24 protein-coding genes are annotated in these 23841 nt (G+C 58.4%); 8 read left to right on the plus strand and 16 right to left on the minus strand.

Going from position 1 to position 23841, the window contains the following annotated elements:
* Positions 1–7: 7 nt before the first annotated feature.
* The 8 genes from GOV38_RS14710 (at position 8) to pdeM (ending at position 8574) form a co-directional block, all read left to right on the plus strand.
* Entirely contained in the window at positions 8–976 is a 969-nt protein-coding gene (locus tag GOV38_RS14710; RefSeq protein WP_171100383.1) for a type II secretion system F family protein, read from the plus strand.
* A gap of 9 nt (positions 977–985) precedes the next feature.
* Entirely contained in the window at positions 986–1984 is a 999-nt protein-coding gene (locus GOV38_RS14715; RefSeq protein WP_171131470.1) for a type II secretion system F family protein, read from the plus strand.
* Positions 1985–1991: 7 nt separating this feature from the next.
* Positions 1992–2573, plus strand: coding sequence for a tetratricopeptide repeat protein (locus GOV38_RS14720; RefSeq protein WP_254430592.1), 582 nt, complete (start codon positions 1992–1994; stop codon positions 2571–2573).
* A gap of 30 nt (positions 2574–2603) precedes the next feature.
* Positions 2604–3455: a lipopolysaccharide assembly protein LapB gene (locus tag GOV38_RS14725; RefSeq protein ID WP_171131471.1), complete on the plus strand. Its 852-nt coding sequence runs from the start codon at positions 2604–2606 to the stop codon at positions 3453–3455.
* A 3-nt stretch (positions 3456–3458) separates the two neighbouring features.
* Complete coding sequence (locus GOV38_RS14730) at positions 3459–3995, plus strand: prepilin peptidase (RefSeq protein WP_171209503.1); 537 nt, start codon at positions 3459–3461, stop codon at positions 3993–3995.
* A 115-nt stretch (positions 3996–4110) separates the two neighbouring features.
* The gene (locus GOV38_RS14735; protein WP_171100391.1) at positions 4111–5418 is read left to right on the plus strand and encodes an ATPase; all 1308 of its coding nucleotides are present in this window, start codon (positions 4111–4113) and stop codon (positions 5416–5418) included.
* A gap of 40 nt (positions 5419–5458) precedes the next feature.
* Positions 5459–7870 carry a ligase-associated DNA damage response DEXH box helicase gene (locus tag GOV38_RS14740; RefSeq protein ID WP_171209502.1) on the plus strand — a complete coding sequence of 804 codons (2412 nt, stop codon included), beginning with the start codon at positions 5459–5461 and terminating at the stop codon, positions 7868–7870.
* Between the two features lie 41 nt (positions 7871–7911).
* On the plus strand, positions 7912–8574 hold the full coding sequence (gene pdeM, locus GOV38_RS14745) for a ligase-associated DNA damage response endonuclease PdeM (protein WP_171209501.1): 663 nt from the start codon (positions 7912–7914) through the stop codon (positions 8572–8574).
* Between the two features lie 8 nt (positions 8575–8582).
* Here the strand turns inward: pdeM and GOV38_RS14750 are convergent, their stop codons facing one another.
* The 16 genes from GOV38_RS14750 to ruvB all read right to left on the minus strand — a co-directional run bounded on the left by GOV38_RS14750 (position 8583) and on the right by ruvB (position 23839).
* On the minus strand, positions 8583–9218 hold the full coding sequence (locus tag GOV38_RS14750; protein ID WP_254430591.1) for a LytTR family DNA-binding domain-containing protein: 636 nt from the start codon (positions 9216–9218) through the stop codon (positions 8583–8585).
* Positions 9219–9527: 309 nt separating this feature from the next.
* Complete coding sequence (folD, locus tag GOV38_RS14755; RefSeq protein ID WP_171209500.1) at positions 9528–10418, minus strand: bifunctional methylenetetrahydrofolate dehydrogenase/methenyltetrahydrofolate cyclohydrolase FolD; 891 nt, start codon at positions 10416–10418, stop codon at positions 9528–9530.
* A 52-nt stretch (positions 10419–10470) separates the two neighbouring features.
* Positions 10471–10776 carry a chorismate mutase gene (locus GOV38_RS14760; protein WP_171100400.1) on the minus strand — a complete coding sequence of 102 codons (306 nt, stop codon included), beginning with the start codon at positions 10774–10776 and terminating at the stop codon, positions 10471–10473.
* 58 nt (positions 10777–10834) lie between these two features.
* A complete protein-coding gene (locus tag GOV38_RS14765; RefSeq protein ID WP_171209499.1) occupies positions 10835–12511 on the minus strand; it encodes a formate--tetrahydrofolate ligase in 1677 nt (558 codons plus the stop codon).
* Between the two features lie 166 nt (positions 12512–12677).
* Entirely contained in the window at positions 12678–13253 is a 576-nt protein-coding gene (locus GOV38_RS14770; RefSeq protein WP_171209498.1) for an MOSC domain-containing protein, read from the minus strand.
* A gap of 95 nt (positions 13254–13348) precedes the next feature.
* Positions 13349–15265, minus strand: coding sequence for an ATP-dependent zinc metalloprotease FtsH (ftsH, locus tag GOV38_RS14775; protein WP_171100405.1), 1917 nt, complete (start codon positions 15263–15265; stop codon positions 13349–13351).
* A 77-nt stretch (positions 15266–15342) separates the two neighbouring features.
* Positions 15343–16596 carry a tRNA lysidine(34) synthetase TilS gene (tilS, locus tag GOV38_RS14780; protein WP_171209497.1) on the minus strand — a complete coding sequence of 418 codons (1254 nt, stop codon included), beginning with the start codon at positions 16594–16596 and terminating at the stop codon, positions 15343–15345.
* On the minus strand, positions 16593–17426 hold the full coding sequence (gene ybgF / locus GOV38_RS14785) for a tol-pal system protein YbgF (RefSeq protein ID WP_171209496.1): 834 nt from the start codon (positions 17424–17426) through the stop codon (positions 16593–16595). Before ybgF ends, tilS begins: the two co-directional genes overlap by 4 nt.
* A 4-nt stretch (positions 17427–17430) precedes the next feature.
* A complete protein-coding gene (pal, locus tag GOV38_RS14790) occupies positions 17431–17940 on the minus strand; it encodes a peptidoglycan-associated lipoprotein Pal (protein ID WP_171100411.1) in 510 nt (169 codons plus the stop codon).
* Positions 17941–18029: 89 nt separating this feature from the next.
* On the minus strand, positions 18030–19349 hold the full coding sequence (tolB, locus tag GOV38_RS14795) for a Tol-Pal system beta propeller repeat protein TolB (RefSeq protein WP_171100413.1): 1320 nt from the start codon (positions 19347–19349) through the stop codon (positions 18030–18032).
* Positions 19346–20461, minus strand: a complete 1116-nt coding sequence (locus GOV38_RS14800; protein WP_171209495.1) for an energy transducer TonB — start codon at positions 20459–20461, stop codon at positions 19346–19348. Before GOV38_RS14800 ends, tolB begins: the two co-directional genes overlap by 4 nt.
* A gap of 9 nt (positions 20462–20470) precedes the next feature.
* Positions 20471–20947 (minus strand): protein TolR, encoded by a 477-nt coding sequence (tolR, locus tag GOV38_RS14805; RefSeq protein WP_171131498.1) that lies wholly within the window; start codon positions 20945–20947, stop codon positions 20471–20473.
* A 2-nt stretch (positions 20948–20949) separates the two neighbouring features.
* On the minus strand, positions 20950–21645 hold the full coding sequence (gene tolQ / locus GOV38_RS14810; RefSeq protein ID WP_171100419.1) for a protein TolQ: 696 nt from the start codon (positions 21643–21645) through the stop codon (positions 20950–20952).
* Positions 21646–21751: 106 nt separating this feature from the next.
* Positions 21752–22135 (minus strand): tol-pal system-associated acyl-CoA thioesterase, encoded by a 384-nt coding sequence (gene ybgC, locus GOV38_RS14815; RefSeq protein WP_171100421.1) that lies wholly within the window; start codon positions 22133–22135, stop codon positions 21752–21754.
* On the minus strand, positions 22132–22755 hold the full coding sequence (locus GOV38_RS14820) for a hypothetical protein (RefSeq protein WP_171209494.1): 624 nt from the start codon (positions 22753–22755) through the stop codon (positions 22132–22134). Before GOV38_RS14820 ends, ybgC begins: the two co-directional genes overlap by 4 nt.
* Before the next feature lie 64 nt (positions 22756–22819).
* Positions 22820–23839 (minus strand): Holliday junction branch migration DNA helicase RuvB, encoded by a 1020-nt coding sequence (gene ruvB / locus GOV38_RS14825; protein WP_171100425.1) that lies wholly within the window; start codon positions 23837–23839, stop codon positions 22820–22822.
* Between the last annotated feature and the right edge of the window lie 2 nt (positions 23840–23841).

Raw genomic sequence — 23841 nt, forward strand, 5'->3', positions numbered from 1 at the left:
ATCGGATATGCAATTGCCGTTTGAGGCGCTCATCTACGTCGCCATTTTTGTTGGGGTGCTGGCCCTGGTTGAAGGTCTTTATCTTGTTACCTTCGGCAAATCCATCAGTCTGAACAGCAAGGTCAATCGCCGCCTCGATATGATCGACAAAGGCGTCGGGCGCGAACAGGTTCTTGAGCAGCTGCGCAAAGAAATGCAGCAGCATATGAAGACCCAGTCGATCCCGCTGTATTCGCTTCTTGCGGACAAGGCACAAAAAGCAGCGATCGCTTTCTCACCAAGACAGTTGGTTGTCATTATGGCAGCGTTGTCCGGCTTGGTTTTTGTCGCGCTCAGCGTGGCCACCGCAACGGACATTCTGCTGCGCTCGGCGCTTTCGGTCGCGATTGGTGTTGGCGCTGTTTATGCGTGGGTTAACCAAAAAGCCAAAAAGCGCATGGCACTCATCGAAGAACAGTTGCCTGACGCTGTCGAGCTTATGGTTCGATCATTGCGTGTCGGTAACCCGTTCGTTTCGTCCATTCAGATTGTCGCGAACGAAGTCGATGGCCCGCTGGCAACCGAGTTTGGCATCATCTCCGATGAAGTCGCCTATGGTCGCGATGTGGGTGAGGCGCTGAAAGAAATGGCGGCCCGTTTGGATATGCAGGATCTTCGCTTCCTCGCCGTTGCGGTTGGGATCCAGCAACAATCCGGTGGTAACCTTGCCGAAATTCTGGCTGGTCTGGCTCAAGTGATCCGGGCACGGTTTCGTCTGTTCCGCCGCGTGAAAGCAATCACCGCAGAAGCGCAATGGTCGGGCAAGTTTCTATCGGGTTTCCCGGTGGCGTGTCTGATCTTTATCATGGTGAATGATCCGACCTATTACGACGATGTTTTGGATCACCCGTATTTCATCCCCGCGTGTTTCTTCGTTGGCATCATGCTGACGCTGAACCTGATCGTCATGCGCATTCTGACAAACATCAAGGTCTGAGGTTAGGTCATGGAATTCCTGAGTAGTATCAACACTTTCCTTACCGAAAACCTCGGCGAGCTTGCCCCCCTGATCATCGTCGGGGCGCTTGGGCTTATCATGGTCCTGGTGGCGGTTCCACTGATGCTGAACCAACCCGAAGATCCGTTGAAAAAGCTGCAGCGTTCAACCGCGGCGCCGAAGAAAAGCAAAAAAGCTCAGAAAGAACGACTGCGTCAGGCTGGGCAGAACGAACAGCTTGAAAAATTTGCGACTTTCCTGGAGCCAAAAGATCAGGAAGAGTATTCGGCCGTTCAGCTGAAGCTGCGCCAGGCGGGGTATCAGTCAAAGGACGCGGTTCGGTTTTATCACTTTTCCCAGTTTGCGTTGGGAATCGTCGGCATCTTGGTCGGGATTTCCCTGGTAACGGTTTTTGCAAACGGCCAGGAGTTCGATTCAACTCAGCTGCTATTGCGGGTCCTTGGCCCCGGTCTGGCCGGGTATTTTGTTCCGAAATACTGGGTGACGCGACGCGTTGCGGAACGAGAAGAGGCGATCATCGCCGGTTTCCCCGATACGTTGGACCTGATGCTGGTCTGCGTCGAAGCCGGCCAGTCATTGGATCAGGCGATCGTGCGCGTAGCCGCCGAGATGAAGGAATCCTACCCCGACATCGCGCTTGAATTCGAAGTCGTCGCCTATGAGATGAAAGCCGGTAAAGAAAAAGACACGGTGCTGCGTGATTTTGCAACGCGGTGTGGCGTGCAGGATGTCAGCGCGTTTGTGACCGTGATGATCCAATCGGCAACATTCGGTACGTCCATCGCCGAAGCTTTGCGAGTTTACGCCGGCGAGATGCGTGACAAACGCGTGATGCGAGCCGAAGAGGCCGCGAATAAGTTGCCAACCAAAATGACACTTGCCACAATGATGCTGACAGTTCCTCCGCTGCTTGTCATTCTTGTGGGCCCTTCGGCAAAAGGCATCATGGAGTTCGGCAGAGGCGGTGGAGTCTCCACCGGAGTCTGATACAGGCATGAATTCATTCTCAAGCGCCGTAACAAGGCGCGCGCGTAAAACGTTCCTAGCCACCATGGTCCTTGCCATGGTGGCTTCGTGCACTGAGCCCATCAATACGCCCGATCCGTTTGCGCCAGGCATCGATACAAGTGCCGAAGGTGAAGACGAATTCACCGTTGGCAATCGCCTGATGGCGGCGGGCGAATATGAACTTGCGCTCAAGTCTTTCTCGCGCGTCGCGCTTGACGAAGGCCTCAGCGCACGGGTCCTGACATCGCTTGGCACAGCCAATGTAGGGTTGCGTCGCCTGGGTCAGGCTGAACCTCTGCTCAGACAAGCGGTCGAGAAAGAACCCGACTGGCCCGTGGGCTGGAACAACCTGGGTGTTCTTTTGGTCGAAAAGGGTGAATATCCCGAAGCGGCGCAAGTCTTTCGACGGGCCTATGCGCTGGACAATGGCGAAAGTGACGCAATCCGTGACAATCTGCGCTTAGCACTCGCAAAAATGGAAAATCCTGTTAATAATACGCCGCAAGAACAAGAATTTGAGCTGGAACAGCGCGGGGACGGAGAATTCCTGCTGCGGAAAGTCCAGTAACAGAGGCAAAGAGCAGTAAAGGACGCAAAAATGCGCCATACATTTGTGATTCCGACCATTGTTATGTGCGGCTTTGTTCTGGCTGCGTGCGAAAAAGAGACTGAAGAAGAAAAGGTCGAACGCACGTTTCAGGAAGTGAACGTCATTGATGAGACAAACCTCAATGAAGTTCTCTTGACAGCCGCCGACCCGAACGAAGCGGTGACCTATTTTATGGGTGCCGCAGCCAAGAATCCGGACCGTATCGATTTGCAACGCGGGCTGGCGATCAGCCTGACACGTGCGAAACGCACAACCGAAGCGTCAGCCGCCTGGAAACGGGTTACGACGATGAACGGCGTCACAAATTCCGATCGTGTGGAATATGCCGACGCGCTGGTGCGAAATGGTGATTGGAATGGAGCGAAAGCAGTGCTTGATGCCATTCCCCCGACCTATGAGACCTTCAAACGCTACAGGCTTGAAGCGGTCGTCGCAGATTCTCGAAAAGATTGGAAGCGCGCGGATCAGTTCTATGAAACAGCTGTTGGTCTGACCACACGACCGGCAGGCGTTATGAACAATTGGGGTTATTCCAAGCTGACACGCGGCGATTTTGTTGATGCCGAACGTCTGTTCACGCAGGCTATCCAGCAGGACAAGAATCTGTTTACCGCAAAGAACAATCTTGTTCTGGCGCGCAGCGCTCAGGGGAATTACAGCCTGCCTGTCATCCCGATGTCGCAAACAGAGCGCGCGCTTTTGCTGAACACGATGGGCATTTCCGCTGTGAAACGGGGTGACATCAATATCGCCAAGAACTTGTTCCGCGAAGCCATCGCCACCCACCCGCAGCATTTTGATGAGGCCGTCCGCTCTTTGCGCGCGCTTGAGGAAGCCTGATCCATGGTCATACCGGCCGCAGTCGCGGCGTGGTTTCTACCCTTCGTGGCGCCGATTTGTTTTTACGTTGCATTCACCGATATGCGGGAAATGCGCATCAAGAACCATGCGGTCACGGCGCTGTTGATTGTCTTTGTGACTGTCGGTCTGTTCCTGCTGCCCCCTTGGTCGGGGGAGTGGGTACAAGGCAGTTTCGGGCTGACTCTGCCGGTCTATGTCTGGCAATTGTCGCATTTTCTTGTGGTCCTGCTGGCTGGTATTGTCCTGAACGCTGCTGGCGCAATGGGCGCCGGAGACGCAAAGTTCTGCGCCGCGGCAGCCCCGTTTATCTGGACCGGGGATCTGTTCCTGGTAATCATAATCCTGGCGGCAACCACCTTGGGATCGGTTACAGCGCATAGGTTGGTCAAGCACACCCCTCTGCGCCAGTTCGCCCCCGACTGGAAAAGCTGGGAGATGGGTAAAAAGTTTCCCATGGGTCTAACACTGGCTGGAACCCTTTGTATCTACTTGATTTTCGGCGCGCTTCGCGGGTCGTAAACAATCATCACCACGCCTTGCCAGCGCCTTGGTCCTGCCACAAAGCCCCGCCAAATTTTAACGCGTAAGCCTGCACAGGTTATTGACGTTATTTTTGGATAGACGGGCGACGCTCATGAATATGCAGACCACTTCCGTAATGGCCCCCCCTGCCCCTAAGGGCCTGGGAGAGATGAGACTTCCTCTGGTTATGATGCGGGACATTCTGCTGAAAACCATCTTTCGCAAGAATGTGGATACCGTTTCGGAAATTGCCACCGCGATATGTCTGCCGGGCGCTGTCACGCAAGAACTGATCGACATGGCCCGCGACCAAAAGCTGCTGGAGGCGACCGGTACACTCAACGCCAACTCGGGAAACGAGATGGGGTATCAGCTGACCGATGCGGGCAAGGCCCGGGCGCTGGACGCGCTCAGCCAGTCAGAATATTTCGGCGCAATGCCGGTGCCGCTGGATGTCTACCGCGAGCAGGTCAAACGCCAGTCAATCCGCAACATTCAGGTGACCCGAGATCAGCTGACGGGTGCGATGGGCCATCTGGTTCTGCCCGACGATCTGCTGGATCAGTTGGGCCCCGCCGTCAGCGCCGGTCGCTCGGTTCTTATGTATGGCCCTCCGGGCAATGGTAAGTCCTCAATCTCGAACGGTATTCGTGATGCGTTGGGCGACAACGTTTATGTGCCCTGGGCGATTGAATATGCCGGTCAGGTGATCACCGTTTATGACCCGATTGTACACACCGCCATCGAACAAGAGCCCGATGACCCCAACAGCCTGCGTCGCCGCAAACGGTTCGACTCACGCTATGTTCAGTGCGAACGCCCAACCGTTGTGACCGGTGGTGAATTGTCGCTCAGCATGTTGGATCTGGTCTATAACCCAACAGCGCGGACCTATCAGGCGCCGCTGCAGCTAAAATCAACCGGCGGCATCTTCATCGTGGACGACCTTGGTCGTCAGGCAGAGCCGCCGCAGGCGCTGATCAACCGCTGGATTGTTCCGCTCGAAGAAAGCAAGGATATCCTTGGCCTGCAATCGGGTGAAAAATTCGAAGTGCCCTTTGACACGCTGGTTATCTTCTCGACCAACTTCCACCCGAACGAAATCTTTGACCAAGCGGCCCTGCGCCGGATCTTCTTCAAGATCAAAATCGATGGTCCGAACCAGGAAAACTTCCTGAAAATCTTCGCGATGGTTGCGCGTAAACGCGGTATTCCGCTGGATGAGGCCGCATTGGTGCATTTGTTGAAGGTCAAGTATCCGACCATCAACAACATCTACGCGAACTATCAGCCGATCTTCCTGATCGATCAGATGATTTCGATCTGCGAGTTCGAAGGCATCCCCTATCAGATGAGCCCAGACCTGATTGATCGCGCCTGGGCCAATATGTTCGTCAAAGACGAAAAAATCGTCAAATAAGCCCGTGCCCTTCCGGGCAGACACCGGATAATCTGCGTTCATGACGCAGATTCCATCGCGGATCACGGATTGGTTCAGCCAAAAAGGCTGGTCCATCCATCCGCATCAACAAGACATGTTCGACCGGGCCCAAGACCCCGCCTGCTTGCTGATTGCCCCTACGGGCGGCGGCAAGACCATGGCCGGTTTTTTGCCCTCGCTGGCCGAACTTGGCGACGGTAAACATGATGGGCTGCACACCATCTATGTCTCACCGCTGAAAGCGCTGGCAGCGGATATCAAGCGGAACTTGCGCACACCCGTTGAAGAGATCGGCCTGCCCATTCGGATCGAGGACCGGACAGGCGATACCTCAGCCACTCGCAAGAAACGCCAACGTGCGGACCCTCCGCATATCCTGCTGACAACGCCGGAAAGCCTGGCCCTGCTGACCTCATACGAGGATGCGGCCCGTATGTTCTCCGGCACCCGCCGTATCATCGTTGATGAGATCCACGCGCTGGCCGAAAGCAAACGCGGGGATCAGCTGATGCTGGCATTGGCACGGTTGCAGACGCTGTGCCCCGAGCTGCGCCGGGTTGGCCTGTCCGCCACTGTCGAAGATCCCGACGCCATCGCCCGCTTTCTGGCCCGTCATCCCGATCCCTGCCACATCGTGCAGGCCGATCCCGGCCCCGAACCGGATATCGCGATGCTGCAAACGGAAGAGATGCCGCCCTGGTCTGGCGGTGGTGCGGCCTATGCGATACCGGCGGTGTTAGAGCAGATCAAAAAACACAAAACCACTTTGATCTTTCACAACACCCGCGCGCAGGCCGAGATCTTTTTTCACAACCTGTGGCTGGCCAACGATGACGCTTTGCCAATTGGTATCCATCACGGCAGCCTGGAACGGCAACAGCGCGAAAAGGTCGAGGCCGCCATGGTGCGCGGTGATCTGCGGGCCATCGTTTGCACCGGCAGTCTGGATCTGGGGATCGACTGGGGGGACGTAGATTTGGTGATCCAGATCGGCGCGCCCAAGAACGTCAAACGTCTGGTCCAAAGGATCGGACGTGCCAACCACCGTTATAACGCACCGTCCAAGGCGCTTTTGGTGCCTGCAAACCGGTTCGAAGTGGTGGAATGCGTGGCCGCGCTTGAGGCCGTGAAAGCCCATGATCTGGACGGCGACCCCCGCGCTGCGGGCCCTCGGGATGTTCTGTGTCAGCACATCCTGATTGCAGCGGCCTCGGGCCCGTTTGATGCGGATACGTTGTACGCCGAGCTTACTTCGGCCGGTCCCTATGCGGCGCTCAGCCGCGACAGTTTTGACGCCTGTCTGGAATTCTGCGCCACCGGCGGTTACGCCCTGCGGGCCTATGATCGCTGGCAACGGTTACAGCACCGCCCCGATGGGTTGTGGCAGTTGCGTGATCCCCGCGCAGCTCAGCGCATTCGGATGAACCTGGGCACCATTCAAGACACCGACACCCTGAAAGTGCGATTAAGGCGCAGCCGGGGCGGCAAACCTCTGGGTGAGGTCGAAGAAGCCTTTGCCGCATCTCTCACGCCCGGTGACACCTTCCTGATTGGCGGGCAGATCGTGCGTTATGAAGGGCTGCGCGAGATGGTGGTCGAGGTGAGCCGCAGGGCCGACCGCAAACCCAAGATCGCCACCTTCTCGGGCACGAAATTCGCCACCTCGACCCAGCTGAGTGACCGTATCCTGCGCATGTTTGCCCAACCCGACTGGCCGCAATTGCCGAAACACACGGCAGAGTGGTTGGCGCTGCAACGTCAGATGTCACGACTGCCTCAGCGTGAGCGGTTGCTGATCGAAAGCTTTCCCAATGACGGGCGCGAGCATCTGTGTGTCTACGGCTTTGCCGGGCGCAACGCGCAGCAGACGCTGGGCCTGCTTCTGACCAAAAGGATGGAGGAAACCGGCCTTGCGCCGCTGGGCTTTGTTGCGACAGACTATGCGACATTGATCTGGGGGCTTGAGGCCGTGACCGACCCCCGCCCCTTATTCAACATCGACGCTTTGCGCGAGGGGTTGGACACCTGGCTGGCCGGAAACGCGGTGATGAAGCGCACCTTCCGCGCCTCGGCCACCATAGCGGGGCTGATCGAACGCAAGACCGCCGGGCAGAAGAAGTCGGGACGTCAGGCGACGTTTTCGTCTGATATCCTCTACGACACGCTTCTGAAATACGACCCCGTCCACCTGCTGATGCAAATCACCCGCGAAGAAGCCATGCGCGGGCTCGTCGATTTCGGGCGGATCGAGGCCATGATCTCGCGTATCGGGGACCGCATTGATCTGCTGCGGCTGGATCGCGTGTCACCACTGTCTGCACCTTTGTTCCTTGAGGTAGGCAAAGTTCCTGTCAAAGGTGCAGCAGAAGAACGATTGCTGGCGGAAGAAAGCGCGCGTCTATTGCAGGCTGCAGGATTGGCCGCGCAATGATTCCGCTTGCAACTGGCGCCTCAAGCAGCAAAGAACGTTTCATGAACTTTGTTGACTTCACCTTCTGCGGACAAGCGCTTCGGGCGCTGGGGTCTGGGGCGTTATGGTGGCCTGAGCAGCGCGTGCTATGTGTCTCTGATCTGCATCTCGGCAAGTCTGAGCGCATCGTCAGACGGGGTGGCGTGGCCCTTCCACCCTATGACAGTCGCGAAACGCTGACGCGTCTGGCAGCCGATCTGGAACATTGCCAGGCCGAGACGGTGATTTGTCTGGGCGATAGTTTCGATGACCTAGATGCCTCGCGCGCCTTGCCTGCGCAAGACAGATTGCAGATCACAGCAATGCAGGCCGGGCGGCGTTGGATCTGGATCGAAGGCAATCATGATCCCGGCCCTGTTGAACTGGGCGGAACTCATCTTTCCGAATGTGTTCTCGGGTCATTGGTGTTTCGCCATATCGCGACCGCGGATGGTGTGGGAGAGATTTCGGGCCACTACCACCCCAAAGCCAGCCTTGCAGCCAAGGGAAGAACGATTTCGCGCCCGGCATTCCTTGTCAACGGGCAGCGCTTGATCCTTCCGGCGTATGGCACCTATACCGGCGGGCTGAGATGTACCGACGCCGTTCTGGCCAAGCTGATGACCGGTGAAGCCCAAGCGATCCTGACCGGCAGCAATCCTGTCAAGATACCCATGCCACGGTAACGCGCAGGCTAGATCAGCCCTGCCTGTTCCAGGCCCGGGCGGTATTTTCGACTGATGGGAACAAGGTCACCATTGCTGAGGCGCAGAAACGTCTTGCCACCCTGTTTTTCGGTTCCTTCAATCGCAGAATCCACCACCCAGTGCGAGCGATGTGCACAATGGCCCTCAACCGGCTCCATTTCAGCGATGGCATCCGTGAACCGGGATCTGATCGTGAACACTCCCTCCGAGGTTACGACATCGACGCAATGGTCCCGTACCGCCAATCGAAAAACCTGGCCCGAAAACGTCTCTGGCAGGCGGCTATACAGACGAGGCACGGGTTGCTGTTGCGTCTCCTCCTCAGTCACACGATCTCCCTGCCGGACAAGAAGCAGCCCGGTGGCAAAGATCGCGCCATAAGGGAGCACTGACGCTAAGTTCGGAGCGGTCAACCCGCTGCAGGTAAAGATCAGCCACCCCAACAGCCACAGAGACGGTGCAAACAGGGCAAGAATCACGACAGCATAAATCACGTCCCGCGTAAAAACCGCAGCATCGCTCAACCGCTCCTGCAGCATTTTTCGAGCTGCCCATGTCACCGTGAGTGCCAGGGCCAGAACTCCGGTCCAAAAGAGCAGCCGCAGAGAAAACGACAGCTGCATGTCTCCAAACGGCTTAAATGAGTAGGCTAATAGAGGGATAAACACCAAACCTGCCAACACTCTCTGAAGGCTGAGGTGAGCGTTCAACCCGCTCAATCTCGAAGACGCGACACTTAACATTTATCCTCCGAGTGCCGGGCCAAACAGGCGCCAGCGATTGGAACGTAACCATTTGGAATAGAACGTTTATCACGGCTTTCGGACAACGCAAAGCGTTAGGAAGAGAGTTAAAGCATTTGTTAGGCATCTTGACAGGCCGCAAGTTTTATATTGTCGCGGCCTGTCATCTTTAGGAAACGCATCTCTGACTTAGGCGGTCAGACCCTCGGGTTCGGGCAGGCCGTTCGCGCGGCAACAGGCCGTCAGTGTGTTTGCCAGCAGGCAGGCGATGGTCATGGGTCCGACACCGCCGGGCACAGGTGTAATGGCTCCCGCGCGCTCGGCGGCGCTGGCATAATCCACATCCCCAACCAGCTTGTTCTTGCCATCGCGCTCGATCCGGTTGATGCCCACATCAATCACGGTTGCGCCTTCCTCGATCCAGTCGCCCGGCACCATTTCAGGGCGTCCCACTGCGGCCACAACGATATCCGCGCGGCGCACCACATCAGGCAGGTCTTTGGTCCGAGAATGGGCGATTGTTACTGTGCAGCTGTCACCCAACAGCAGCTGCGCCATTGGCTTACCCACGATATTGGACCGGCCAATCACAACCGCGTCCATACCCGACAACGAGCCATGGTGTTCGCGCAGCATCATCAAGCACCCCAGTGGCGTGCAAGGCACCATCGACTTCTGCCCGGTGCCCAGCAGGCCCACATTCGAAATGTGGAACCCGTCGACATCCTTGGCAGGATCAATCGAGTTGATCACCAAATCTTCGTTCAGATGCTTGGGCAGAGGCAATTGCACAAGAATGCCGTGAACCGCAGGGTCGCTGTTTAGCTTGTCGATTAAGGCAAGCAGATCCTCTTCCGAGGTGTCGGCCTCCAGCTTGTGCTCATACGAGTTCATGCCAACTTCGACGGTCTGTTTGCCCTTGGAGCGGACATAGACCTGGCTGGCCGGATCCTCACCCACCAGAACAACCGCAAGGCCAGGGGTGATCCCGTTTTCCTCTTTCAGCTTTGCAACCTGGTCGGCCACTTGCGCGCGCACTTTGGCGGCAAAGGCCTTTCCATCAATAACCTGAGCTACCATTTTGTCGTCCCTTCTTTCAGAAAACGGATCGGGCGCAGCAGCGCCCGGTCTGTCAATCAGTGCCAATCACACGTTCTTCGCGTGCGATAGACCAGTCAATCAGGATGCGCCACAACCGCTCGGCCAGATCAGGGTCCAATCCCCGACGGTCCGACGCAGCACGCACACGTTGCACCACTTCTTCGACGCGGTCCGGAATTCGGGCTGGCAGGCCCTCGCCCGGTTTCAATTCAGCGGCACGGTCGATATATCCAGCGCGCGTTTTCAGCATTTCGATCAGGTGTCTATCCAGACTGTCGATCTGCGCCCGCAATTCACCCATGGTTTTGCAATCCTGCGGCGACGTCAGTGTGGGCATTGGTGTCTCCTCGTGGCCCAGGGCTGTTTCCGGACCACGAGATGTCTTATTCGGGGGCTTAGAACAAGCCCTCAATCTGACCTTCATCATTCAGACAGATCGCTTCAGCGGCTGGTTTACGAGGCAGACCCGGCATTGTCATGATCTCACCGCAAACAACCACGATAAAGCCGGCACCTGCAGACAGGCGAACCTCGCGCACCGGCACCGAGTGTCCCGTAGGCGCGCCGCGCAGTGTCGGATCGGTCGAAAACGAATACTGGGTTTTTGCCATACAGACAGGCAGGTTGCCGTATCCGGCAGCTTCCCATTCGCGCAATTGGTTGCGGATTTTATTGTCGGCCAGAACTTCGTCTGCGCGATAGATACGCTTGGCAATGGTTTCGATCTTTTCAAAGAGCGGCATGTCGTCAGGGTAAATCGGCGCGAAATTCGCTGTCCCACCCTCAACGATCTCCACGACTTTTTCCGCCAAAGGCGCTGACCCTTCCGAGCCCAACTCCCAGTGGCGCGACAGAACCGCCTCGACCCCGTGATCAGCACAGTATTTCTTGACCGCTTCAACCTCGTCATCGGTATCAGTGACAAAGTGGTTGATCGCGACAACAACTGGCACGCCAAAAGACTTCACGTTTTCGATGTGGCGACCCAGGTTGGCGCAGCCATTGACCACCGCGTCCACGTTCTCGGCCCCAAGATCAGCCTTTGCGACACCGCCATTCATCTTCATCGCGCGCACCGTGGCCACCAGAACCACCGCAGACGGCGCGATACCGGCTTTGCGGCACTTGATGTTCATGAACTTCTCGGCACCCAGATCAGCACCAAAGCCGGCTTCGGTCACGACATAGTCGGCCACTTTCAGCGCGGTCTTGGTCGCAATCACCGAGTTGCAGCCATGGGCGATATTGGCAAACGGTCCGCCGTGGACAAAGGCCGGGTTGTTTTCCAGCGTCTGCACCAGGTTCGGCTGCATCGCGTCTTTCAGCAGCACGGTCATTGCGCCTTCGGCCTTGATGTCGCGGCAGTAAACCGGCGATTTGTCGCGGCGATAGGCCACGATGATGTCGCCCAGACGTTTTTCCAAGTCCTGCAGATCGTTTGCAAGGCAAAGGATCGCCATAACCTCAGAGGCCACGGTGATGTCGAACCCGGTCTCGCGCGGGAAACCGTTCGAAACACCACCCAGCGACGCGGTGATCTGACGCAAGGCACGGTCGTTCATGTCAACCACGCGGCGCCAGGCGACGCGACGGATGTCGATCTCGGCTTCGTTGCCCCAATAGATGTGGTTGTCAATCATCGCCGAGAGCAGCGAGTGGGCTGAGGTAATGGCGTGGAAGTCACCGGTGAAGTGCAGGTTCATCTCCTCCATCGGAACAACCTGCGCATATCCGCCACCAGCAGCGCCCCCTTTCATACCAAAGTTGGGGCCAAGCGACGCTTCGCGAATACAGATCATCGCGTTTTTGCCGATGCGATTCAAACCATCGCCCAGACCAACGGTGGTGGTGGTTTTCCCTTCGCCCGCGGGGGTCGGGTTGATCGCCGTTACCAGAATAAGCTTGCCGTCTTCGCGGTCCTGCACCGAGTTGATAAAGTTCTGGCTGACCTTTGCCTTGTCATGGCCGTATGGCAGCAGATCAGCAGAGTCGATGCCAATCTTGGCTCCGATGTCCTGAATCGGCTTCTTGTTCGCTTCGCGGGCGATTTCGATGTCGGATTTATAGCTCATTGGGCAGCGTCCCTGATTGAATGCCGTGCAAAACCGACGAAACACGTCGGCATTGCGCAACATATACTGATGCGCACACCGCTAATGGTAATGGATTCCGACATATTCATGCCGCGAAACGGCGTTGCCGGCGGCTGCGCGACGCAAATCGGAAACCAACTGTCCCTTAAGGCTGCCAAAGTGGCTGATCCGGCACAAACAGCCGCATCCTGTCGCCAAGCTTCAGAACTCCGGGCCGCTCGACCCATGCCGTTACACCCCGTCGACCTTGAGCGGCAGGTTTGAAGCCCGCGCCATATCCGGTGTGATCCGCTTCGATCTCGCGCCCAGGCAAGACACAAGGCGCATTCTCCATATCAACGGTGATCGTTGCGCCCGCGTCTGATTGCAGACGCGAGGACGGAGGGATATGCGAAAAATCCGGGATCCCTTCCAGAACGATCGACGCCCCCAGATAGGACGGATCAAGCCGATCCATCTTCATCTCCGCCGCAATAGCATTCAGCTCTTCAACCGACAGGACCGACAATTGGCGCACATTGCGGATTTCGGTTCCTTGAGGATAGAGGTTCTTGACCCGAACACAGGACGCGCGATTGAGCCCTTCGTGCCGCTCGCCCTGAACACCGTCAAACCGCAGGTCCAGCTTGTCCACCGAGGCTGCGCGCAGGGATTGGCCTGCTGGAACATGGCCCAACCAAACCACTTCGCCTGCATATTCGGTTTCTTTCAAAAACGGCATCGCTTGGTCCCTTCTGCGCATTTCATGCCATGCATAAAGCGCAGGAACATGATGAGGGAAAGCAAAAACCCGGGCGTTGGCCCGGGTTTTGATTTTTACGCCGAAGGTTCCGGCTCCATCCCGCCGTCCGGCGGCGACTTCTTGACCTTGGTCTTCGGAATGGCGGTTACGCTGGGGGCGCTGCCCTCATCCGGCTTATCGCCCTCGTCGTCACTTTCGGTGGGCGGCTCACCGTTCATGACGCGCTTGATCTCGTCGCCCGTCAGGGTTTCGTATTCCAGCAAGCCTTGCGCCAGACGCTCCCATTCTTCGTTCTTTTCTGTCAGGATCTTATACGCCCGCTCATAGCCTTGCTGGATCAGGCGCTTCACTTCTTCCTCGATCAGCTCTTTGGTATGAGCCGAAACCGAGAAACCGGCAGTGTTGCCCTGATAGCCTTCATGCGCTTCGGCATAGTCAATGTTGCCAACTTTGTCAGACATGCCCCAGCGCATCACCATCGCACGCGACAGCTGGCTGGCCTGCATGATGTCACCGGCCGGGCCGTTCGAGACATGATCTTCACCGTATTTGATGACCTCAGCGGCCTTGCCCGCCATGGTCATGGCCAGCTTTTGCTCGCATTCATCGCGGTGGTAGTTCAGACGGTCCATCTCGGGCAACGACACAACCATACCCAGCGCACCACCGCGCGGAATGATCGTCGCCTTATAGACCGGATCACAAAGCGGCAGTTCCAGACCGACGACGGCGTGACCCGCCTCGTGATAGGCGGTTTTTTCCTTCTGATCCTGGGTCAGCACCATGCTGCGGCGCTCGGCCCCCATCATCACCTTGTCCTTGGCGTTCTCGAAATCTTCCATGGTGACAAAGCGACGGCCTACACGGGCAGCCATCAGCGCAGCCTCGTTCACCAGGTTCGCCAGATCAGCACCAGAGAAGCCCGGGGTCCCCCGCGCTATGATGCGCAGATCGACATCGGGGCCCAATGGGGTCTTGCGGGCGTGCACGCCCAGGATTTTCTCGCGGCCTTTGATGTCAGGGTTGCCGACGGTCACGTTGCGGTCAAACCGGCCCGGACGCAGCAGCGCGGGGTCCAGAACATCCTTGCGGTTGGTGGCCGCCAGAATGATCACACCTTCATTGGCCTCGAACCCGTCCATCTCGACCAGCAACTGGTTGAGGGTCTGTTCGCGCTCATCATTGCCGCCGCCGTAACCTGCGCCACGATGGCGGCCCACAGCGTCGATCTCGTCGATGAACACGATGCACGGCGCGTTTTTCTTGGCCTGTTCGAACATGTCGCGCACGCGAGATGCGCCGACACCCACGAACATCTCAACAAAGTCCGAACCGGAAATGGTGAAGAAAGGTACACCCGCTTCACCCGCAATCGCACGAGCCAACAGGGTTTTACCAGTACCCGGAGGGCCCACCAACAGCGCGCCTTTGGGGATCTTACCACCCAAACGGCTGAATTTCTGCGGGTTGCGCAGGAATTCCACGATCTCTTCCAGTTCTTCCTTGGCCTCGTCGATGCCCGCGACGTCGTCAAAGGTCACGCGGCCATGCTTTTCGGTCAGCATCTTGGCCTTGGACTTGCCAAAGCCCATCGCGCCGCCTTTGCCACCGCCCTGCATCCGGTTCATGAAATAGACCCAGACACCGATCAGCAGCAGGAAGGGAAGCAGTGTGATCAGGAACGACTGAAAGCCCGACTGCTGTTGTTTTTCGGCGCGAACCGGAATGTTCTTATCGATCAGCAGTTTGGTAACTTCGGCGTCACCTGGCATGATGGTGACAAAGTCGCGGTTCTCGCTTGTACGGTACCGGATCTGCTCACCATCCAGCGTCACGTTGGTCACGTCACCGGAATTCACGGCGCTGACGAACTCTGAATAGGTTCTTTCATTATTCTGGAGCGTTCCACCTGATCCGCTGAACAAATTGAACAGTGCAAGGATCAACAGGAATAGAACGACCCAGAAGGCGATATTACGAGCGTTGCCCAAGGAAAATCTCCCCAAAGGTTTCGACAGGCGGGGACCTGCCGGAGTTGCTCTTTAAAATAGAGAGGATTGTGGCAGGTTCAATGCGATAAAATCGAACAGTAGAACTTGGACCGCTCTGGCGTCAAATCGGCACGCCAGCCATTGCCGAAACCGGCCACAGGGGCGGACAGAACCGTATCGCCCTGCCACAAGGCTGGGGAAGCCAGAATGGCGGCCCGTGGCTTGCCCATGGCCCGCCAGTCCTTAACCTGAGAGATACCGTCTTCGCCCAACACGCGGATTTCTGCCCCTTGCGCTGGTGGCCCGCTCAGAACCCAGCGCTGATCCCATAGGTCGCGTGGGTCGCACACCTCATGAGAGACCGCGTTTAATTCCCTGCAAATCCACAACTTTTCCTTGGCCGGTACCTGCATGCAGCCACCAATGGTCATGTTTTGACGCTCCACGACAGCACGCATTGCTTGATCTACAGCACTGTGTCTCGGTGCATACGCCCCCCCGGCGATCCACAAAATGGCTGCTGTCAGGATTCGGCGGCGAATTTCGACGGGTAGCAACACAAATCCCGCAACATCGATACAGATGTCGCCGTCCGAGACCTTTGTGACCCGGCGCGCAGCTTCTTGCGCATAGAGCGCCAAGGCCTCACGCGCTTGTGCCATATTGTCAGCAACACGAGACAATGTTTGCGCATTCAAGCCGATCTGTTCCAATTGCGCCATCGCGTTGCGGGTCTTGATCCGGTCAAAGCGGTCATCCTGATTCGACGGGTCATCGATCCAGGCCACCCCCGCCTCAGCCAGATAGGCCCTGAGTTCTGACCGGGTCACAGACAAGAGCGGTCGCAACAAATCAGTACCGTCTTCGCGTCTGATCGCCGCCATGGCCGAAAGACCCGAGACCCCTGCGGCGCGGCCAAGCCGCATCAGCACGGTTTCGGCCTGATCATCCGCAGTATGACCCAGCGCGATGGCAGGCAGGTCATGATCCCGCGCCCAGCGGGTCAGTAGTTGATACCGCGCGCGGCGGGCCTGATCTTGCAGGTTTCCGGTGCCGTCCCAGCCCTCCCATTTCAGAATGTAATGCGGAATACCCAATGCGCTGGCCTGCGCGGCAACACTGGAGGCCTCGGCGGCAGATTCGCTGCGCAACCCGTGATCGACCGTCGCCGCATAAAGCGCGATACCCTCTTGCCGGGTAATGTCCGCCAGCAAATGCATAAGCGCCGTTGAATCGCTGCCGCCAGAGACTGCCACACCCAAGCGGCGTGGCAAGGGATCGGGCAGATGCGCCCGCAATATGGACTGAAGGGTCACATGTTCAACGCTCAAGAACAGCCCAACGCAGCCATTTCCTGAGCCGCAGATCCAGATGGGATGGATCCGGGAAAGCGGACACCAACCTCGCCCAGCGTGATACAGGCCTGATCGGTTTGGCCCAGACGCCCCAGCGCGGCCCCCAGTTCGAACAGAGCTTCGGGCGCCAAAGGCCCCTCGCTGTCGCCGGTAAAACTGGCCAGGAAGGCGCGCGCGGCTTCGCGTGTATCACCAATGCCTTTCAGGGCCTGCCCCCGCCGCAAATTGGCTTGCGGGGCCAGCGGGCTGCCGGGATATGACAGATCAAACTGTGAGAACAGAGAGGCCGCAGTCTGAAAGTCACCATCTGCCAGTGCCTGAGACGCAGTGTCGAAATCGGCTTGCTCACCTATGGCCAACTCGCCCTGATCCGAGATCACCGGCTGCGCAGGTGATGGTGATGGCGCGACAGCAACCTGATCTGCCGGCACATCGCCACCCAAAGTCGATGTCTCACCCAATGTACTCAGATCACCGCCTTCCAGCTCGACCAGTCGGAACTCAAGATCACCAATCCGGTTGGTGCCGTCCGTAACGATATTCTGCACCCGCTGATTCAATTGCTCGGTCTGACGGGTCAGGCGCTGCAATTCGGCCTCGATGGCATCGACGCGTTCCAGAACGGAACTGCCGGCCAGGTTTGGTGCAGGTGATCCGGTGGTTGAAAACTCGCGCTTAAGACGCTGTATTTCCACGTGCAACACCGTCAGCTCTTGCCGGATATCCGCCAAGGTCTGCTGATCCTGCGCCCGGGCCACCCCTGCGACAGCAACAACGATTGCCAGAACCAAACCTGCAATACGCATCAATTTACCCCAGTGTTGAGCCGGTCAGAACGGTCACAGCCCGGCGGTTCTTGGAATAGCATTCTTCGGTGCTGCAAATCTCGATCGGCCGTTCCTTGCCGTAGCTGACAGTGTTAAGGCGCGTGCCAGCGACTCCGCGAGAGATCAAGAAATCCCGTGCCGAATTTGCCCGCTGCGCACCTAAAGCAAGGTTATATTCCCGTGTACCCTGCTCATCCGCGTGCCCTTCGATTGTAGCCACAAAGTCGGGGTTGGCCAGCAGCCAATCCGCCTGCCCTTGTAGGATGGTCTGCGCCTCGGGCGTCAAAGAGGACTGGTCCACGGCAAACAACACCCGGTCACCAACGGTTTGCTGGAAATAGGCGGGCGAACGCGGATCGCTGGGTGAGCCCTGTAGCAATTGGCCATCAGGGCCAAGTCCGCTGCCTCCATCCAGATTTGAAGGATCACTATTGGTACATGCCGCGATCAGCGCCAGCGCGCCCACCGCTGCGACTTTGCTCAGAAGGTTCATTTCAAGTGCCTCGTGCTCGGTTTTGATTATTACTTTGTCTCTACCACATTGCCGGGATGTTGTGAACGTTGCGCACCGGCGCGCGATGATCAATTCTGCAAAGGCCCCCAGGACGGATCGCTGCCACCGTCGGGCGTGCGCACCGGTTTCAGGTTCCGGCCCGAGATATCCACCGAATAGAGCGTCGAGCGCCCGCTGGCCCCTTGGGTTTCGCGGGTGAACATGATGACCCTCCCATTGGGCGACCAGGTGGGGCCTTCGTCCAGGAAGGACGCCGTCAAAAGCCGCTCCTCGCTGCCGTCAACGCGCATCACACCGATATGGAACCGGCCTTTGTTTTGCTTGGTGAAGGCAATCAGATCCCCGCGCGGCGACCAGACCGGTGTGCCGTACCGGCCTTGGCCAAAGCTGATCCGTGTTGCCTCACCCCCGTTCGCGGGCATGATATAGAGCTGCGGTGTCCCCGACCGGTCGCTTTCGAACACGATCTGGCTGCCATCTGGTGCATAGCTGGGCGCGGTTTCAATCGCGGGCGTATTGGTCAGGCGCACGCTTTGGCCCGACGCGATGTCCATCTTCCACAGATCCGTATTGCCGCCTTGCGTCAGCGAATAGACGATCGAGCGCCCGTCCGGTGAGAACCGAGGCGAAAAGCTCATGGTGCCGTCCAACGTGTTCAGCTCTTGCCGGCGCACACGGGCCACGTCCAGAACATAGATCCGCGGTTGCCCGGTCTCGTAGCTGGTATAGAGCAGGCGGTCGCCCGAGGGCGAAAAGCGAGGGGCCAGCACGATCGAAGCGCTGTCGGTCAGGTACTGCACATTCGCCCCGTCATAATCCATGATCGCCAGCCGTTTGCGGCGCTGATCCTTGGGGCCGCTTTCCGAGACAAAGGCGACGCGGCTGTCGAAATAGCCCCCTTCGCCCGTAACACGGCTATAGACCTGATCGGCAACTTTATGCGCCATGCGCCGCCAGCCTTCGGTTGTACCGGCAAACTGCAAACCGTTGCCCAGCTCTTGCCCGGAAAACACATCCCACACCCGGAACCGCACCGTCAGTCGGTTGCCCGATACGTTGACCGCACCGGTCACCAAAGCCTCGGCATTGATGGCTTTCCAATCGGCAAACTGCACCGGCGCATCAAAGCTGCTGACCTGGCTGATGAAGGCGTCCGAGGAAATCTCGCGAAACAGCCCGGTGCCCGTCAGATCTGCTGCGACAACGCGCGAGATATCTGTGGCGTATTGGGACGCGGACGGCCCGTCGGGGACAAAGCGCGGCACAGCAAACGGCAAAGGTTCGATGATCCCTTCATCCAGTTCCAACCGCAGCGGTCCGTTTTGTGCGTGAACCGGTGCCGACACCAAAGTCAGGCCCATCAACAGAACGGTCAGCAATCTCATCATTTGATCCGCATCCTCTCGGGATTGAAGGTAATCTCAATATCCTGCCACTGATCGTATTTGTCAGCCGGCAAAGTGTATCCTTTGGCACCGCATCTCAGGATCGCGCGACGCGCGGCCTCATACGCTTGTTTCGCAGCACCCGCCGATCCGCCAGAGCTGTCGATCATGCGCAGGCTTCCCCCAACAACCTTGCCATCGCGGGTCAATGAAAACCCGACCACTACGACAACGTTCAGCGCATCTGTCGACAGAGAACCCACGTTCCAACACCGCGACACGGCCAACCGCATCGCGTCTTTTTCGCCGCTGGTCAAGGGCGGCCCCGAAGGCTCGTTGCCTTCACCCAAAGCCTGCGCCAACGCGTCTTCTATGGCCGACGGTGCAGCCGCTTCGGGTTCCTGCGTGGCGGGTTCTTGCGCTTCGGGCTTGGGCGCTTCGGCGACCTCTGGTTCAGGTGCAGGGCGGTTGGGGCGCACACGCGGGCGCGGTGACGTGGCGGGCGCTGACTCCTGCGTCTCTTCGGCCTCGGTCACAATCTCGGGCGCGGCCTCTTCCGGCGCGGTCTGTTCTTGCTGCTCCTGTTGCGTTTCGGCCCCTTCCTCCTGCGAGACCGGAGGGGTTTCGATATCGTCGGGCCGCGCATCCGGTGGCGGTGGCGCAATCGGATCAGGAGCGATCTTGTCGGCAGGGGCGGGTTGCGAAGATGGCCCGGGCGGCAGTGGCAAAACAGCAGTTTCCGGTTCCGGCTCGGTCAGCGTCGGCGGCTCTTCCACCAGCTCAGGCTCGGGTGGCAGTTCCAACGTCTCCGGTTCACTTTCGGCCTCGGGCTCTGCTGGCGTTTCAACCGTCTCGGATTCGGGTTGATCCTGTTCGGTCGGCTCTGGCGTATTGGTTTCGTCCTCCGGCGCATCAGGCTGCGGCAATGCCGCAGGGGTCACCGGCACTTCGGGCGCAAGCTGCTGCGCCCGCAACGCCGCGAACTGTTCAGCCGTAATGACCGAGACATCCTGCACGGACATCGGCAATGGCTCGGACCGGAATGTGCCGCCGAACAGAGCCCAACTGATCAGGCTGACATGCGCTACCGCAGAAATCTTGGTGCCGGTGTCCACCGTGCGACCTCACTCTCCACCTTCGTCCAGCGTTGGCCCGCCCGTATCGGTGACCAGTCCAACATTGGAAAACCCGCCCGCATTCAAGGCCCCCATGATCTGCATGACCTGTGCATAAGGGATCGACCCATCCGCCCGCAGGAACACCCGATCACTGCTGCGTTCTGCCGCAATAGCCCGCAACCGGCCAATCAAATCCTCGCGTGCGACATCGGTTGTCTGTATCTGCACCCGGCCATCCGCCGTCATCGTGACGGTCAAGGGTTCTTCGTCATCGCCCGGCAGGGCGCTGGCAGCGGTCCTGGGCAGCTCGACCGGGACCCCCACCGTCAGCAATGGTGCAGCCACCATGAAAATGATCAGCAAAACCAGCATGACATCCACAAAAGGTGTCACGTTGATCTCAGCCATCGGCTGAGATCTACCACGACGCCGTCCGCGCCTGCGCCCCCCGTTGCCCGAAGATTGCTGAACCGCCGCGCCCATGGTCAGCTGTCCAACTGACGCGACAGGATCGTTGCGAATTCATCGGCAAAGGCTTCATAGCCACCTACGATCCGATCACTGTCGGCGCTGAGCTTGTTGTAGAAAATCACCGCAGGGATCGCTGCCAACAGCCCCAAGCCCGTGGCCAGCAAAGCCTCGGCAATACCCGGGGCGACAACGGCCAAGTTGGTGTTTTGTTGTTCTGCAATCTCGATAAAGGCGTTCATGATGCCCCAAACGGTGCCGAATAGGCCGATAAAGGGCGCGGTCGAGCCCACGGTGGCCAGAATCGGCAAGCCCTTTTGCAGCGTTTCAGCCTCCTTCGCGATGGCTACATCCATTGACCGGTCGATCCGCGCTGTCGCGCCTGCGATCAACCCACCATCTGTCCGGTGCGAGCGCCGCCATTCGATCATACCGGCTGCAAAGATCTTTTCCGAGCTGCCATCGGGCTGCGTCCCGATCTCTTCGAACAACTCATCCAGCGGGTTGCCAGACCAGAACAGCTCATCAAAACCCTGCGCTTCGCGCCGTGCCGCGCGGTAGTTGATCAGCTTTTGAATGATGATCGCCCAGGACCAGACCGACGCCGCAATCAGCATCAACATCACCAATTTGACGATAAAGGTCGCGCGGGCATAGAGCCCCCACATGGAGAAATCGATCTCCTGCGCCAGCGCCAGCGTTTCAGCTTCCATGAACCTGCTCTTTAGTTTTGCCTGACGGCCATTTGGCCTTGTTTTGACGAACGCTAACGCAGTTGGGGATGAAAAGCCAACAGAACCACCGCTATTGAGCTCTTTGTTACATCAATGCGCGAATCTCTGCCGGAAGCCGCACCGGTTTCCCCTCGGCATTCATGCAAACAGCCGTCACCTCGGCGCGGAAAATCTCGGTCTCGCCCCGTTTGATCAGTTGCGACATGGTCAGCCGCGCGCCTGACAGCGCGGCGATCTCGGTTTCGACAACCAATTCATCTTCAAACCGGGCTGCGGACAGGTAATCCGCCTCGATCCGCCGCACCACCCAGACGATCCCGGCGTCGCGCATTGCGTTCTGATCATTGCCCAGCTTGCGCACCCAGTCCGACCGCGCCCGTTCAATGAATTTCAGATAATTGGCGTGATACACAACCCCGCCCATGTCGGTATCTTCGTAATAGACCCGCACCGGATAGATGTGTTTCATTGTGGAAGCTCCAGCCGGGCAAACAAACGCAGTGCGTGCGACGCATCCTGCGCCGCGCCCGGCAAGACCGGATCGTAGGCTGCCCGGATCAAAGCGGCAATGTCGGGGCGCAGGATCGTCGCCTCCCCCGCAATCGCCAGGGGCGAGGTGTTTCGAAAGGCGGTATCTGACCACAGAAGCATGGTCTGCACCACCTGGCTCAGCGCCAGAGTTTCCGCAGGAACCTTGGACAGGTCCTCGTCCATTCGCAGAAAGACAAAGGCGGCGCGAATGGCGCCATCTTCTTCGAACCGGAAAATGCGGTACTGATTGGCCTCAGCCGCAACCAACCTTTCGACCAGCGGCACCAGATCGGGAATCAAGCGATCCAGATCAGGCACCTCCAGCAGTTCTTGCCAGTCGCGGAAAAAGAACACCATGCAGTTGACGCCCAGTTCCGGGTCAGTCTCGGCCATCGAATGACCGGCCAGCGCCACCACTGCCTCAAACGCGCCTTTGATCGTGGACAGCGTTGCGTCTTCGACACCAAACACCACCGGCACGATGGGCCGCCCCCAACGGGCAAACAGAAACTCGCCACTTTCGCGCGTAAATAGCGTTTCGATATCGCCCGGAGTCACGCCCTGCCTCTTCTTCTTGTTTCAAATACGGCCGCCGGAGGCATAAAATCTAAGCTCGGCAATATCAACCAAACAGATCGCTTTGTCCCTTGGGGGCCGCCATCCCCAGATGCGTCCACGCCTTTTGCGCCAGCATCCGCCCGCGCGGCGTGCGCTGGATCAGACCCTGTTGCAACAGATAGGGCTCGATCACCTCTTCCAGCGAATCCCGGCTTTCGGACAAGGCCGCGGACAGGGTTTCAATTCCCACCGGCCCTCCGGCATAGTTCTCGGCGATCAGAGTCAGGTAACGACGGTCGGCACCGTCCAGCCCCAGATTGTCGACGCCCAGCCGGGTCAAAGCCCCATCGGCCAGTTCGCGTGTGATCCGTCCGTCGCCTTCGACAATGGCGAAATCCACAACCCGCCGCAGCAATCGGCCCGCAATCCGGGGCGTACCGCGCGACCTTCGCGCGATCTCGCGCGCGCCGTCATCATCCGCAGGAGCCCCAAGCTTTCGCGCATTCCGCGTGACAATCTCGTGTAACTCATCAACCGTATAGAACTGCAACCGGGTGGGAATGCCGAACCGGTCGCGTAAGGGCGTGGTGAGCAGACCCATTCGCGTGGTCGCGCCGACCAGAGTAAAGGGCTGCAACTCAATCCGAACCGTGCGAGCCGCAGGGCCTTCGCCGATCACCAGATCAAGCTCGAAATCCTCCATCGCGGGATAAAGCACTTCTTCTACCGCCGGGTTCAGGCGGTGGATTTCGTCGATGAACAGCACGTCGCGCGATTCCAGATTGGTCAGGATCGCCGCCAGATCCCCCGCCTTGGCCAGTACCGGCCCCGAGGTCATGCGGAAATTCACTCCAAGCTCACGCGCCATGATCTGCGCCAGCGTGGTCTTGCCCAAACCGGGCGGGCCGTGAAACAGAGTGTGATCCATCGCCTCGCCTCGCTGGCGGGCCGATTGAATGAAGATACGCAGGTTCGCGCGAGCCTCGGCCTGGCCGATGAATTCATCCAGCCCCTGCGGGCGCAGCGCGCGGTCATTGTCCTCGGGCATTGGCTCGGGGCGCAGCGTGGGATCGGCATCAACCATTC

Origin of the sequence: Ruegeria sp. HKCCA5839 (genome assembly GCF_013035585.1) — a bacterium.
Lineage (GTDB): Bacteria > Pseudomonadota > Alphaproteobacteria > Rhodobacterales > Rhodobacteraceae > Ruegeria.

What these genes read in the sequence shown, in the direction of transcription:
- tolB (WP_171100413.1), bottom strand. Translation starts at nt 19,349, where the DNA reads ATGATGAGATTGCTGACCGTTCTGTTGATGGGCCTGACTTTGGTGTCG.
- tolR (WP_171131498.1), bottom strand. Translation starts at nt 20,947, where the DNA reads ATGGGCGCGGCGGTTCAGCAATCTTCGGGCAACGGGGGGCGCAGGCGC.
- GOV38_RS14760 (WP_171100400.1), bottom strand. Translation starts at nt 10,776, where the DNA reads ATGCCCACACTGACGTCGCCGCAGGATTGCAAAACCATGGGTGAATTG.
- pal (WP_171100411.1), bottom strand. Translation starts at nt 17,940, where the DNA reads ATGAACCTTCTGAGCAAAGTCGCAGCGGTGGGCGCGCTGGCGCTGATC.
- ybgF (WP_171209496.1), bottom strand. Translation starts at nt 17,426, where the DNA reads ATGCGTATTGCAGGTTTGGTTCTGGCAATCGTTGTTGCTGTCGCAGGG.
- GOV38_RS14765 (WP_171209499.1), bottom strand. Translation starts at nt 12,511, where the DNA reads ATGAGCTATAAATCCGACATCGAAATCGCCCGCGAAGCGAACAAGAAG.
- GOV38_RS14740 (WP_171209502.1), top strand. Translation starts at nt 5,459, where the DNA reads ATGACGCAGATTCCATCGCGGATCACGGATTGGTTCAGCCAAAAAGGC.
- pdeM (WP_171209501.1), top strand. Translation starts at nt 7,912, where the DNA reads ATGAACTTTGTTGACTTCACCTTCTGCGGACAAGCGCTTCGGGCGCTG.
- GOV38_RS14725 (WP_171131471.1), top strand. Translation starts at nt 2,604, where the DNA reads ATGCGCCATACATTTGTGATTCCGACCATTGTTATGTGCGGCTTTGTT.
- GOV38_RS14715 (WP_171131470.1), top strand. Translation starts at nt 986, where the DNA reads ATGGAATTCCTGAGTAGTATCAACACTTTCCTTACCGAAAACCTCGGC.
- GOV38_RS14735 (WP_171100391.1), top strand. Translation starts at nt 4,111, where the DNA reads ATGAATATGCAGACCACTTCCGTAATGGCCCCCCCTGCCCCTAAGGGC.
- GOV38_RS14720 (WP_254430592.1), top strand. Translation starts at nt 1,992, where the DNA reads ATGAATTCATTCTCAAGCGCCGTAACAAGGCGCGCGCGTAAAACGTTC.
- GOV38_RS14730 (WP_171209503.1), top strand. Translation starts at nt 3,459, where the DNA reads ATGGTCATACCGGCCGCAGTCGCGGCGTGGTTTCTACCCTTCGTGGCG.
- tolQ (WP_171100419.1), bottom strand. Translation starts at nt 21,645, where the DNA reads ATGGAAGCTGAAACGCTGGCGCTGGCGCAGGAGATCGATTTCTCCATG.
- folD (WP_171209500.1), bottom strand. Translation starts at nt 10,418, where the DNA reads ATGGTAGCTCAGGTTATTGATGGAAAGGCCTTTGCCGCCAAAGTGCGC.
- ybgC (WP_171100421.1), bottom strand. Translation starts at nt 22,135, where the DNA reads ATGAAACACATCTATCCGGTGCGGGTCTATTACGAAGATACCGACATG.
- GOV38_RS14710 (WP_171100383.1), top strand. Translation starts at nt 8, where the DNA reads ATGCAATTGCCGTTTGAGGCGCTCATCTACGTCGCCATTTTTGTTGGG.
- ruvB (WP_171100425.1), bottom strand. Translation starts at nt 23,839, where the DNA reads ATGGTTGATGCCGATCCCACGCTGCGCCCCGAGCCAATGCCCGAGGAC.
- GOV38_RS14750 (WP_254430591.1), bottom strand. Translation starts at nt 9,218, where the DNA reads ATGCAGCTGTCGTTTTCTCTGCGGCTGCTCTTTTGGACCGGAGTTCTG.
- GOV38_RS14770 (WP_171209498.1), bottom strand. Translation starts at nt 13,253, where the DNA reads ATGCCGTTTTTGAAAGAAACCGAATATGCAGGCGAAGTGGTTTGGTTG.